9 protein-coding genes are annotated in these 13,133 nt (G+C 69.6%); 5 read left to right on the top strand and 4 right to left on the bottom strand.

Going from position 1 to position 13,133, the window contains the following annotated elements:
• Positions 1–2 precede the first annotated feature (2 nt).
• Positions 3–1,001 (top strand): hypothetical protein, encoded by a 999-nt coding sequence (locus KIP79_RS27985; protein WP_214107917.1) that lies wholly within the window; start codon positions 3–5, stop codon positions 999–1,001.
• Here the strand turns inward: KIP79_RS27985 and KIP79_RS27980 are convergent.
• The 3 genes from KIP79_RS27980 to KIP79_RS27970 form a co-directional block, all read right to left on the bottom strand.
• A complete protein-coding gene (locus KIP79_RS27980) occupies positions 998–2,173 on the bottom strand; it encodes a sensor histidine kinase (RefSeq protein WP_214107916.1) in 1,176 nt (391 codons plus the stop codon). The genes KIP79_RS27985 and KIP79_RS27980 overlap by 4 nt on opposite strands.
• Positions 2,174–2,358: 185 nt before the next feature.
• The gene (locus KIP79_RS27975; RefSeq protein ID WP_308169927.1) at positions 2,359–2,787 is read right to left on the bottom strand and encodes an HIT family protein; all 429 of its coding nucleotides are present in this window, start codon (positions 2,785–2,787) and stop codon (positions 2,359–2,361) included.
• A 214-nt stretch (positions 2,788–3,001) separates the two neighbouring features.
• Complete coding sequence (locus KIP79_RS27970; protein ID WP_214107914.1) at positions 3,002–4,387, bottom strand: cation:dicarboxylate symporter family transporter; 1,386 nt, start codon at positions 4,385–4,387, stop codon at positions 3,002–3,004.
• A 139-nt stretch (positions 4,388–4,526) separates the two neighbouring features.
• Between KIP79_RS27970 and KIP79_RS27965 the strand changes: the two genes are divergently transcribed.
• The gene (locus KIP79_RS27965) at positions 4,527–6,098 is read left to right on the top strand and encodes a sensor histidine kinase (protein ID WP_214107913.1); all 1,572 of its coding nucleotides are present in this window, start codon (positions 4,527–4,529) and stop codon (positions 6,096–6,098) included.
• Entirely contained in the window at positions 6,095–6,784 is a 690-nt protein-coding gene (locus tag KIP79_RS27960; RefSeq protein ID WP_214107912.1) for a response regulator, read from the top strand. The genes KIP79_RS27965 and KIP79_RS27960 overlap by 4 nt, the downstream gene beginning before the upstream one ends.
• 65 nt (positions 6,785–6,849) lie before the next feature.
• Here KIP79_RS27960 and KIP79_RS27955 read toward each other — a convergent pair whose 3' ends face one another.
• Positions 6,850–7,185: a hypothetical protein gene (locus KIP79_RS27955; protein ID WP_214107911.1), complete on the bottom strand. Its 336-nt coding sequence runs from the start codon at positions 7,183–7,185 to the stop codon at positions 6,850–6,852.
• A 456-nt stretch (positions 7,186–7,641) separates the two neighbouring features.
• On the opposite strand from KIP79_RS27955, the gene KIP79_RS27950 reads away from it, so the two are divergent.
• Together KIP79_RS27950 and KIP79_RS27945 are read left to right on the top strand one after the other, a co-directional pair.
• Positions 7,642–10,392, top strand: a complete 2,751-nt coding sequence (locus KIP79_RS27950) for a glycoside hydrolase family 48 protein (protein ID WP_308169926.1) — start codon at positions 7,642–7,644, stop codon at positions 10,390–10,392.
• A gap of 105 nt (positions 10,393–10,497) precedes the next feature.
• Positions 10,498–12,894 (top strand): glycoside hydrolase family 9 protein, encoded by a 2,397-nt coding sequence (locus KIP79_RS27945; protein WP_214107909.1) that lies wholly within the window; start codon positions 10,498–10,500, stop codon positions 12,892–12,894.
• The last annotated feature ends 239 nt before the right edge of the window (positions 12,895–13,133 follow it).

Raw genomic sequence — 13,133 nt, 5'->3', positions numbered from 1 at the left:
TCATGGGAAGCAACCGCGTATGGCAGCGGGTGGCCGGATGGTTCTCCGCGCAGGCGGAGCAGGTGACCGTGGTGTTCCTGCCGGAGGAGGACTCGCGACCGCTCGTGCCCTACCAGGGCTACATACGCCTCTGGCTGGCGGAAGGGTTCCTGGCGGACCGGCGTTCGTGGGGGGTTGACTGGTATCCGGCGTTGCACGGCGGGGTGACGCTCGGCTTTCTCGGGGACGAGGCGGTCACCTTCAGCACGATGAGCAAGCCGGTGTGGATGGCGGCGGGGATTCGGCTGGATGAGCAGATGTCGCCGCTAGTGCCGTACAACTCGGGAGTGGTGGGGGTTCAGGCCGGGTTGTACCGGGCCTCCGACCGAGGTCCGTTGGGGGCGGCGGTTCAGGTGGTCGGGGCGCTGGCGGGGCTGATGGGGCCGCCGCTGGCCACGGCCGCGTCGATCGCGACGAAGGTGTCCGACGGGCTGGATTCGGTGCTTGAGGCCACGGGTGAGCAGCCGGTTCTGGGGGTCAGTTTCAGCATGCTCGCGCCTGGTGGAGGTGGACGTCCGGTGCAGGCGGGGCATCTGGTGGTCCTCAACACCCCCAAGTCGCCCGGGGAACTGACGATCGCCGACGGGCTGCTGCACGTGGACGGCGTCCGCCCGACCGGTATCGACTATCTGGTGCTCCGGATCGAATGCCGTACCGAACTGCCGAACCCCATCACCCGCGAGCTGGCCGACCTGATCGCCCGTGCCATCGAGGCCAAGCTCCGCGGCCACCGGGAGACCTTCGAGGACCTGCGTAAAGAGGCCATCATCAAAGCCTGGTGCTCTCCCGACCTGGTCCCCCCGGACCGCCCCCGCGTGGCCAAGTTCATCGCCGAGCAGATCGACGCCGCCAAGCTCGGCATCGTCCCGCCGTTGGAGCCGGCCACGGCTGGCGCGGCCGATCACCTCGTCGCGCGCGACTCCCCTGACATCCGCGACCTCACCCTGGCGGACCTGCTCTAACGGGCGCTGACCCCGGGCCGGTACTTGGGCAGCCGCAGTGTCACCTTGGTTCCGGCCCCCTCCCCCGTCTCCACGATCAGGCCGTATTCGTCCCCGTAGACCTGCCGGAGGCGCTCGTCGACGTTGGCCAGGCCGACCCCCGTCGCCCGTTCTTCGCCGGCCAGGACCCGGCGTAGCCGCTCGGGGTCCATTCCGAGGCCGTCGTCCTCGACCGAGATGCCGCACTCGGCGCCGGCGTCCTCGGCGATGATCGTGATCCGTCCTACCCCTGGCTTGCTCTCCAGGCCGTGCCGTACGGCGTTCTCGACCAGCGGCTGGAGGCAGAGGAAGGGGACGGCGACGGCGAGTACCTCGGGGGCGATGCGCAGGGTCACCCGGAGCTGGTCCCCGAAACGCGCCCGTTCCAGGGTGAGGTAGCGGTCGATGGAGTGCAGTTCCTCGGACAGGGTTGTGAAGTCGCCGTGCCGCCGGAACGAGTATCGGGTGAAGTCGGCGAAATCGATGAGTAGTTCCCGCGCCCGCTCCGGATCGGTACGGACGAAGGAGGCGATGGTCGTCAGTGAGTTGTAGATGAAATGCGGTGAGATCTGCGCCCGCAGCGCTCGGACCTCGGCTTCCATCAGCATCGTCCGGGACCGGTCGAGTTCCGCCAGCTCCAGTTGCGAGTCCACCCACCGGGCGACCTCCTGGACCGCCCGCACCAGCCCGGCCGACGCATGATCCCCGTATGCCGCCAGCGACCCCACCACACGATCGTCAGTGGTCAGCGGGACCACCACGGCATGCCGGATCGGGCACTCAGGAAGGCCGCAGTTCAACTGGAGCACCTGGGTGCGGCCGTCCTTCAGGGTGGCCGTGGCGTGCTCGAACGCGTCCTGCGAATGGTGGTCGCCGGTTCCGTCGTAGACCAGCAGTCCCTCCGCGTTGGTGATCGCGATGGCGGGTGTGCCGAGAAGCTGGCGTAAATGCCGGGACGCCTTCGTGACGCCCGCCTGGGTCAGACCGGCCCTGAGCAGCGGAGCAGCCAGCGACGCCGTGTGCAGGGTCTCGAAGGTGGCCCGCTCGGCGGGACCGCTCCCCAGCTCCCGCCGACCGCGCAACACGCGCCACAACACAGCGGCCGGTACCCCAACCAGCCCCAGCAGCACGAACACGGCCACCAGCGGTTCCACGCGGGGAGCCTACCCGCGCACCCGACATTTCCGGTACATCCTGGCCCGGCGGGCTCAGGCGATTCACCCTACGGACGTGAGAGCGGACGTGGCCGGGCCCGGTGACGAGGTGGCGATCCTGGTTCACCCCACGGACGTGAGAGCGGACTTCGCCGGTCTGCGAGCGCGATCTGGGTGCCGAGCTCCTATTCCTGGCCAGGAAATGAGATGGCGGATCTGATCTGTTCCGCGTAGGACTCGGCTTCGGTCTCGTCGGCGTACTTGGTGCGGGGCCAGAAGAAGCCGCGCAGGCCGTCCTTCGGGTTGCGGGGGACGACGTGGGTGTGCAGGTGGGGGACGCTCTGGCTGACGCGGTTGTTCAGGGCGACGAACGAGCCCTTGGCGGACAGGCCCGACTCGACCGCGCCGGTGACCGCGCGGACGCGGGCGAAGTACGGGCCCACCGTCTCCGGAGCGAGATCGGTGAGAGTCTCCACGTGGAGGCGGGGGATCACCAGAACGTGCCCCTTGAAGACCGGCCGGGCGTCCAGGAACGCCACCGCCAGCGCGTCCGAGAACACGACGTGGGCGGGCTTCTCGCCGTCGGCGATCGCACAGAACAGGCAATCGGTCACCCGCCCGACCCTAACGGCTCCCTCTGACATCCACCGAGGTCCGGTCAGCCGTCGCACCGCACCAAGGAGGCCAGGTCGGCCCCCGGCGCCGCGCCGCCGAGGTCGGGTCGGCCCTCGGTGCCATATCAACGAGGTCAACCCTCGGGGTCTTACCGACGAGGTCGACCCTCGGCACCGCACCACTTGGGGTGAGTGGGCGGTGCCGAGGGCCTGTTCAGGCGGCCTGTGACGCCCCGGCGGGTTCCCCCGCCGGAGACGGAGACGGAGACGGGGAGTGGTCTTCGTCCAGGAGGGTCGTCTCGTCGAAGGGGTTGCGGCCGGAGAGGACCTCGGTGGCGCGGGCGCGGTCGAACTCTCCGGTCCAGCTGCCGATCAGGACGGTGGCCACGGCGTTGCCCGCGAAGTTGGTCAGCGCGCGGGCCTCGGACATGAAGCGGTCGATGCCGACGATGAGGCCGACCCCGTCGACGAGCTCGGGGCGGTGGGACTGCAGGCCGCTGGCGAGGGTGGCCAGGCCGGCGCCGGTCACCCCGGCCGCGCCCTTGGAGGCGATCATCATGAAGGCGAGCAGGGAGAGCTGCTCCCCGAGGCTGAGGGGCGCTCCGGTGGCGGAGGCCACGAAGAGGGTGGCCATGGTCAGGTAGATGGCGGTGCCGTCCAGGTTGAAGGAGTAGCCGGTCGGGACGGTGATGCCGACGACGGGACGGCTGACGCCGAGGTGCTCCATCTTGGCGATCAGCCGGGGCAGCGCGGACTCGGAGGAGGACGTGGAGAGGATCAGCAGGAACTCGCGGCGCAGGTAGCCGAACAGGGAAAGGATCTTGACGCGGGCGACCACCCAGAGCAGGGGTCCGAGGATGGCGAACACGAAGACCACGCAGGTGGCGTAGAAGCTGAGCATGATGACGCCGAGGCTGGTGAGGGCGTCCACGCCGGTCGCGCCGACCACGGCCGCCATGGCCCCGAAGGCTCCCACCGGAGCGGCCCACATGATCATGGCGAGGATGCGGAAGACCAGCCGCTGGATGTGGCCGATGCCGGTCAGGATGGGCGCGGCCCGCTGCCCCATGGCCTGGAGGGCGAACCCGGCGAACAGGGCGACGAGCAGGGTTTGGAGCACCTGGCCTTCGGTGAACGCCGACAACAGGCTGGCCGGGATGATGCCGAGCACGAAATCGGTGGTGTTCCCCTCGCCGCCCTTGGCGGCTTCGGCTTCGGCGGCCTGGCGGAGTTCGTCGGTGAGGTGCAGTCCCTGGCCGGGGTCGACGAGGTTGCCGACGACCAGGCCGACTGCGAGGGCGACCGTGGACATCGCCAGGAAGTAGCCGAGGGCCAGGCCGCCGACCCGGCCGACCTTCGCGGCCTTGGCGACCGAGCCGATGCCGAGCACGATCGTGCAGAAGATGATCGGGCTGATCATCATTTTGATCAGCGCCACGAAGGCCGTGCCGAGGGGTTTGAGCTGCTTGCCGAGTTCCGGGGAGAGGAAGCCGACCGCGATCCCGGCGAAGACGGCGAGAATGACGGCGAGGTACAGGTAGCGGGTTCGGTCCCGCTTCTCGGGGCCGGTAGCCTGCGAGACTGCCGATGGCGCGGGCATGGCGCTCACTCTCCATTGTTGGGGGATGGCCAGTTGTTTGGGATGGTCGGTTGAGTGAATATGCGCCGTGGGAGTGACCTAGGTCACCATTGCGTACATTTCGTTCATCACCGGAGTCGCCGAGGGGAAGTGAGCGCGCATGCGGCGGTGGAGTCTGGCCAGGCAGATGCTCGTGCTCCAGATCGTGGTCGTGGCGGTGACGGTCGTGGCCGGTAGCGTGATGGCCTACTTCCAGGCCAGTGATCTGGTGGCGGAGGACGCGGAAGGGGTGACCAGGACGGTGGCGGTGAGTGTGGCCGCGGCGCCGTCGGTGCTCGCCGCGCTCGGTGAGGCCGACCCGTCGGCCACGCTCCAGCCGTACGCGGAGAAGGTGCGGGCGGCCACCGGGGTGGACTTCATCACGATCATGAGGCCGGACGGCATCCGGTACACGCACCGTCTCCCGGACCAGATCGGCAAGCGCTACCTGGGCACCATCGCGCCCGCGCTGGCCGGGCGGACGGTCAGCGAGACCTACACCGGCACGCTGGGGCCGTCGGTCCGCACCATCACCCCCGTAGCCGACTCGGGAGGAACCGTCAGAGCCCTGGTCAGCGCCGGTATCACGGTGGAGAAGGTGAGCGGGCGGCTGCGGGATCAGGTGGAGGAGGCCGGGCTGGCCGGGCTGCTGGGGCTGGCGGCGGGGGCCGGGGGCACCTACCTGACGGGGCGCCGCCTGCGCCGGCAGACGCGCGGCCTCGGGCCGTCCGAACTGAGCCGGATGTACGACTACCACGAGGCGATCCTGCACGCGGTCCGCGAAGGGCTGCTGCTGGTGGACGGCGCGGGCGTGCTCACGTTGTGTAATGATGGCGCACGGGCGCTGCTCGGTCTCCCCGACGACGCGGAGGGTCGTCACGTGACCGCGCTCGGGCTGCCGCCCTCCCTCACCGAGCTGCTGGCCTGCGGCGAGAACCGCGCCGACGAGATCCACCTGACGGGGGATCGCGTGCTGGTGGTCAGCGTCTCCGTGGTGCAATCGGGCACTCGCTCCCTCGGCACCGTTGTCACGCTACGTGACCATACTGAACTCCAGGCCGTGACCGGGCAGCTGGACATCGAGCGCGGGTTCGCCGAGGCGCTGCGCTCGGCGGCGCACGAGTCGGCCAACCGGCTGCACACCGTGATCACTCTGGTCGAGCTGGGCAAACCGCAGCAGGCCATCGCGTTCGCCACCGAGGAGCTCCGGGTCGCCCAGGAGCTGACCGACCGGGTGGTCGGCGCGGTCCGGGAGCCGGTGCTGGCCGCCCTGCTGCTGGGCAAGTCGGCCCAGGCGGGCGAGCGCGGCGTCGACCTGCGCGTCAGCGAGGACAGCGAGCTCGACGACCTCGGCCTGGACACCCACGACCTGGTGTCCATCGTCGGCAACCTGATCGACAACGCGATGGAGGCGGCCATGTCGGGGCCCCCGCCCGCGCGGGTGGAGGTGCGGCTCAGGGCCTCGGGCGGCGTCTGTGAGATCCGGGTGGCCGACAGCGGCCCCGGGTTGGACCCCGGCGCCGCCGAGGAGGCGTACGAGCGGGGCTGGACCACCAAGGGCACCGGCCGCGGCCTGGGCCTGTCCCTGGTCGCCCAGGCCGTGCGCCGCATGGGCGGCACCATCGAGGTGACCGGGGACGCGGGCGCGGTCTTCACGGTACGGCTCCCGCTGCCGGAACGGAGCCCGGCATGATCTCCGTACTGGTCGTGGAGGACGAGGAGATCACCGCCGAGGCCAACCGGGTGTACGTGGAGCGGGTGCCGGGCTTCCGGGTCGCCGGGGTGGTCCGGTCGGGCGGGGAGGCGTTGCGGTTCCTGCGGCGGCAGCCCGTGGATCTGATCCTGCTGGATCTCTACCTGCCGGACATGCACGGGCTTGAGGTCTGCCGGGCGGTCCGGGGCGCGGGCATTCTCTGCGACGTCATCGCGATCACCTCCGCGCGGGACCTGTCGGTCGTGCGGTCGGCGGTGTCGGTGGGCGTGGCGCAGTACCTGCTCAAGCCGTTCACGTTCGCCACGCTGAGCGAGAAGTTGCGGCAGTACGCGCGTTTCCGTTCCTCGGTGGACGCTTCCGGCGAGGCGAGCGGGCAGGGCGAGGTGGACGACGCCCTCGCCGCGCTCCGCGGCCCCGCGCGCTCGCATCTGCCGAAGGGGCTGACCCAGCCGACCCTGGAGGCGGTGGTGGCCGAGCTCAGGGCGGCCGGCGAGGGCCTGTCGGCGCAGGCGGTCGCCGTCCTGGTCGGGGTGTCACGGGTGACCGCCCGCCGCTACCTGGAGCACCTGACCGACACCGGCGTCGCCCGGCGGGTGCCCCAGTACGGCGGCGTCGGACGGCCCGGCCTGCTCTACCGGCTCACCGGAGCACCGTCGCGAAGCTGAACAGCACCGCGAATCTCAACACCACCGCGGATCGGGAATCTGTTCAGCTCCGCGAAGCGCGCCCGTCACCGCTTGCGGCGGAAGAGCCGGCGCACCACGAGCAGCGCGGCCAGCCCGGCCGCGATCGCGATGCCAGGGTGGCGGCGGGCTTCGTCGGCGACCTTGTCGGCGGCCTGCTTGACGCTGTCGGGGGTGACCTCGGCGACCTTCTCCGCCACCTTGTCCGCGGTCTCCTTGACGCTGTCCGGCGTGGCTTCGGCCACCTTGGCGACCATCCGGTCGGCGGTCTCCTTCACCTCGGGGGCGACCTCGGCGACCTTGGCCACCACCTTGTCGGCGGCGTCCTTGACCGGCTCAGGGAGCCGGTCGACGACTTCGTTCATCATTCGGTCCTTGGCCATCGGTCCGCTTTCCTCTCCTCGGTTCCCTTTGCTCGGTTCCCTCTCCTTCGCGAGGTTCCGCTCGAAGACGCGCCTACCCCTGGATTGGCCGGTCACACGCTTGCGACGCGGGTGAAACCCACGGGTAACAACTGAAAGTTTCAGGTACGGGAAAAGCGGGTTCCGTGTGACTCCCGGCAAAAGTCCAGCCCGGCGTACGACGGTGACCCCGCGCGGTGAATGCCCGGCGACGAATGATTGACAGGGCGGGGGCCGCTCCCACAATTCTATGTGGGAGCGCTCCCATTATCCACCTCATCCCATGGCCACCAACCCCGCACTACCAGCTGGCTTTCCCCCATTTACCAATGATTCCTGGTGCATCACCACGCTGCACCACCGTTTTTTGGAGACCCCGCACCCATGCGCACCCGACTTGTCGGCACGGGAGCGCTCCCACGTACGCGGAGACGCGTCGTGTGGGCGACCGTGATCGCGATGTGCACCGGCGTTCTGACCGGCCTGGCGCAGGCACCCGCCTCCGCCGCCGTGTCCTGCAGCGTCACGTACACATCGAATGACTGGACATCCAGCCCCGGTCAGGGCGGCTTCACCGCCTCGATCAACATCACGAACACTGGCGACCCCATCTCCAACTGGACCTTCGGGTTCACCTTCCCGAACGCGAACCAGCGCATGGACCAGGGCTGGTCAGCCAACTGGACCCAGTCCGGGAGCAACGTCACCGCGACCAGCATGCCGTGGAACGGCAGCCTCGGCACCAACGCCACCACGAGCCTGGGCTTCAACGGCACCTGGGTCGGCAGCAACCCCAAGCCGACCTCCTTCAAGATCAACGGTGTGACCTGCGGCGGATCCCCCAGCCCCAGCCCCTCGCCGTCGCCGAGCCCCAGCCCGTCCCCCAGCCCGTCCCCCAGCCCGAGCCCGTCGCCGAGCCCCAGCCCCTCGCCGAGCCCGAGCCCGAGCCCGTCCCCGCAGCCGGACGGCTTCGTCTCGCTGACCACGACCTCGCTGGTCGTGCCGGAGGGCGGCAGCGCCACGGTGGGCGTCAAGCTCTCTCTCCAGCCCACCTCCAACGTGACGGTCACGGTCACCAAGCAGAGCGGCGGTGACGCCGACCTGTCCGCGGCGCCCACGACGCTCACCTTCACGCCGTCCACCTGGAACACCGCGCAGAACGTCACCATCTCCGCGGCCCAGGACGCCGACACCGTCAGCGGCAGCGCCACCTTCACGTTCTCGGCCACCGGCGGCGGCGTCTTCTACTTCGCCTCCACGCTGACCGCGACCGAGGCCGACGACGACGCGGGCAACACCAACGAGTACGTGCAGCGCTTCACCACGCTCTACAACAAGCTGCACAACCCGGCCAACGGGTACTTCTCACCGGAGGGCGTGCCGTACCACTCGGTCGAGACGCTGCTGGTGGAGGCCCCGGACCACGGGCACGAGACGACCTCCGAGGCCTACAGCTACTACCTGTGGCTGGAGGCCGTGTACGGCCAGGTCACCGGCGACTGGAGCAAGTTCAACGCGGCCTGGACCTCAATGGAGAAGTACATCATCCCGGCCACGGCCGACCAGCCGACCAACTCCTTCTACAACCCGTCCAAGCCGGCCACCTACGCCGGTGAGTGGAACTCGATCAGCAGCTACCCGTCGCAGATCGACGGGGGTGTCTCGGTCGGCGTGGACCCGCTGGCCAACGAGCTGAAGACCGCGTACGGCACCAGCGACGTCTACGGCATGCACTGGCTGCTCGACGTCGACAACACCTACGGCTTCGGCCGCTGCGGCGACGGCACCACCAGGCCCGCCTACATCAACACCTACCAGCGCGGCCCTGAGGAGTCGGTCTTCGAGACCATCCCGCAGCCGTCCTGCGACACCTTCAAGCACGGCGGCCCGAACGGCTTCCTCGACCTGTTCATCAAGGACGGCTCGTACGCCCGCCAGTGGAAGTACACCAACGCCCCCGACGCGGACGCCCGCGCGGTCCAGGTGGCGTACTGGGCGCAGACCTGGGCGAAGGCCCAGGGCAAGGAGTCCCAGATCTCGGCGACCGTCGCCAAGGCCGCCAAGATGGGTGACTACCTCCGGTACGGCATGTACGACAAGTACTTCAAGAAGCCGGGCTGCACCAGCACCTCCTGCGCGGCCGGCACCGGCAAGGACAGCTCCAACTACCTGCTCTCCTGGTACTACGCCTGGGGCGGCGCGACCGACAGCTCGGCCGGCTGGGCCTGGCGGATCGGCTCCAGCCACAACCACGGCGGCTACCAGAACCCGCTGGCCGCGTGGGCGCTGTCCACGGTGCCCGAACTGAAGCCGAAGAGCCCCACCGGCGCCACCGACTGGGCGACCTCGCTCACCCGGCAGCTCCAGTTCTACAAGTGGCTCCAGTCGGCAGAAGGCGCGATCGGCGGTGGCGCGACCAACAGCTGGGAGGGCCACTACGCGGCTCCCCCGGCGGGCCTGCCCAAGTTCCACGGCATGACCTACGACTGGCAGCCGGTCTACCACGACCCGCCGTCCAACCAGTGGTTCGGCTTCCAGGCCTGGTCGATGGAGCGCGTGGCGGCCCTGTACAACGCGAGCGGCAACGCCGACGCCAAGACGATCCTCGACAAGTGGGTCGCCTGGGCGATGGCGAACACCACCATCAACGCCGACGGCACCTACCAGATCCCGTCGACCCTGCGCTGGACCGGGCAGCCGGCCGGCGACTGGTCCTCGACCACCGGGATGCCGCCGGCCAACCCGAACCTGCACGTCACGGTCGCCGACCACACCACGGACGTCGGTGTGGCCGGGTCGTACGCGAAGGTCCTGATGTACTACGCGGCGCGCGCCAACAACACGGCCGCGAAGAACATGGCCAAGGCGCTGCTGGACGGCATCTGGAAGTTCTCCGACGCCAAGGGCGTCTCGGTTCCCGAGACGCGCAACGACTACAGCCGGATCGGCGACCCGATCTACGTTCCGGCCGGCTGGAGCGGCAAGATGCCGAACGGCGACCCGATCAACTCCAGCTCGACCTTCATCTCGATCCGCTCGTTCTACAAGAACGACCCCGACTGGCCCAAGGTCGACGCCTTCCTGAAGGGCACCGGCCCGGCCCCCACGTTCAACTACCACCGCTTCTGGGCGCAGGTGGACGTGGCGGTGGCACTGGGCGAGTTCGGGCGGCTCTTCCCGAACGGCTGATCACCCCCGGCGGCCCCTCCCCTGAGGGGCCGCCCCAGAAGCCGGGGCGCGACGGCGCCTGACCCGCTGTCGCGCCCCTGACCCCCCGTACTGAAGGACGCTTCCATGCGCCGTGCGATGCGCCGTACGATCCCGGTCGTGGTGGCCGCCCTGGCCGCCGCGATAACCCTCCAGCCCTCCACCCCCGCCTCCGCCGCCACCTTCAACTACGGCGAGGCCCTGCAGAAATCCATCTTCTTCTACGAGGCCCAGCAGTCCGGCACGCTGCCCAGCTGGAACCGCGTCAGCTGGCGCGGCAACTCGGGCACCACCGACGGCCAGGACGTCGGCCTGGACCTCACCGGCGGCTGGTACGACGCCGGCGACCACGTCAAGTTCGGGCTGCCGATGGCGTTCAGCACCACCATGCTGGCCTGGGGGGCGGTGGAATACCGCAACTCCTACGGCAACCAGCTGCCGCACCTGCTGAACAACCTGCGCTGGGTGAACGACTACTTCATCAAGGCGCACCCGTCGGCGAACGTGCTGTACGGGCAGGTGGGCAACGGCGGTCTCGACCACGCCTGGTGGGGTCCGGCCGAGGCGATGCAGATGAACCGGCCGTCGTACAAGATCGACGCCACCTGCGGCGGGGCCGACCTGGCCGGGGAGACGGCCGCCGCGATGGCCGCCTCCTCGATGGTCTTCCGGCCCACCGACGCGACGTACGCGGACCGGCTGCTCACCCACGCCCGGCAGCTCTACACCTTCGCCGAGACGGTGAAGCGCAACTACAGCGACTGCATCACCGACGCGGCCGGCTACTACCGCTCCTGGAGCGGCTACAACGACGAGCTGGTCTGGGGCGCGATCTGGCTCTACCGGGCCACCGGCGAGGCGTCCTACCTGGCCAAGGCCGAGGCCGGGTACGCCAACCTCAGCAACGAGCCGCAGAGCACCACCAAGTCCTACAAGTGGACCATCGCCTGGGACGACAAGTCCTACGGCGCGTACGTGCTGCTGGCCAAGCTCACCGGCAAGCAGCAGTATCTGGACGACGCCAACCGCTGGCTGGACTGGTGGACGGTCGGCGTGAACGGGCAGCGGGTGGCGTACTCGCCGGGCGGCCAGGCCGTGCTGGACCGGTGGGGTTCGCTGCGGTACGCGGCCAACACCGCCTTCGCCGCGCTGGTCTACAGCGACTCGATCAGCGACGCCACCCGGAAGGCGCGCTACAAGGACTTCGCCAAGCGGCAGATCGACTACGCGCTGGGCGACAACCCGCGCAACTCCTCGTACGTGATCGGGTTCGGCGCCAACCCGCCGAAGAACCCGCACCACCGGACCGCGCACGGCTCCTGGACCGACCAGATGACCAACCCGGTGGAGACCCGGCACGTCCTGTACGGCGCCCTGGTCGGCGGCCCGCCCGACCCGAACGACGCCTACACCGACAAGCGCGACGACTTCGTGATGAACGAGGTGGCCACCGACTACAACGCCGGCTTCACCAGCGCGCTGGCCCGCCTGGCCGGCGAGTACGGCGGGACCCCGCTGGCCAACTTCCCGGTCGCCGAGACGCCGGACCCGGCCGAGATCTTCATGGAGGCGTCGGTCAACGCCACCGGGCCCAACTTCACCGAGATCAAGGCGATGGTGCGGAACCAGTCGGGGTGGCCGGCCCGGGTGCTGAACAACGGCTCGTTCCGGTACTACTTCACGCTGGACGGGGACACCCAGCCCGCGGACATCACGATCACCGCCAACTACAACCAGTGCTCGCCGCCGAGTGGGGTCACCCAGTTCTCCGGGCGGATCTACTACGTGACGATCAACTGCACCGGGCAGGTCATCGCGCCGGCCGGGCAGTCGCAGCACCGGCGTGAGGTGCAGTTCCGGATCGCCAGCAGCAAGCAGTGGGACCCGGCCAACGACTGGTCCTACACCGGCGTGTCCACCACGCCCGGCTCCACCCCGGTCCGCGTGAACAACATCACCCTGTACGCGGGCACCACCAAGATCTGGGGCAACCCGCCCGGTGCCGAACCCAGCCCGAGCCCGTCCCCCAGCCCCTCCCCGTCTCCCTCCCCCAGCCCGTCCCCGAGCCCGTCGCCGTCGCCGAGCCCCTCTCCCAGCCCGTCGCCGTCGCCGAGCCCGTCCCCCAGCCCCTCCCCGTCCCCCTCCCCCTCGCCCAGCCCGAGCCCCAGCCCTGGCACGAAGGCGTGCGCGGCCACCTACAAGGTGACCAACCAGTGGCCCGGCGGCTTCGGCGGTGAGGTCACGGTACGCAACAGCGGCGCCGTCGGGATCACCGGCTGGACGGTGGCCTGGACCTTCCCGAACGGCCAGACCATCACCCAGCTCTGGAGCGGCACCCACACCCAGACCGGCGCCAACGTCAGGGTCACCAACCTGAGCTACAACGGCAGCCTCTCCCCCGACACGACCACCGCCTTCGGCTTCAACGGCAGCTACACCACCACCAACGGAGTCCCGGCCACGGTCACCTGCACCGCCGCATAACCAAGCTGCCCGCCTTCCCCCAGAAGGACCCCTCTGGGGGAGGCGGGCTCCACGGGCCCACTCAAGGGGCCCCATATCGGCTGCCGGATGCCCTTCCCACACATCCCGGCAGCCGCGCCCCCAGCCCGGGGTAGGCGCGCCTGACCCGCGCCTACCCCGGGTTGTGACGCAGTCGCTTCCCCGCAACCAACTTCCGTGGTCGTATGTAGGGTTTGCCCGGCCGCAGCCGGGCCGGTACC

It is taken from the genome of Acrocarpospora catenulata (assembly GCF_018476525.1).
GTDB lineage: Bacteria > Actinomycetota > Actinomycetes > Streptosporangiales > Streptosporangiaceae > Acrocarpospora > Acrocarpospora catenulata.
This window is presented reverse-complemented; position numbering and strand designations above follow the sequence as displayed.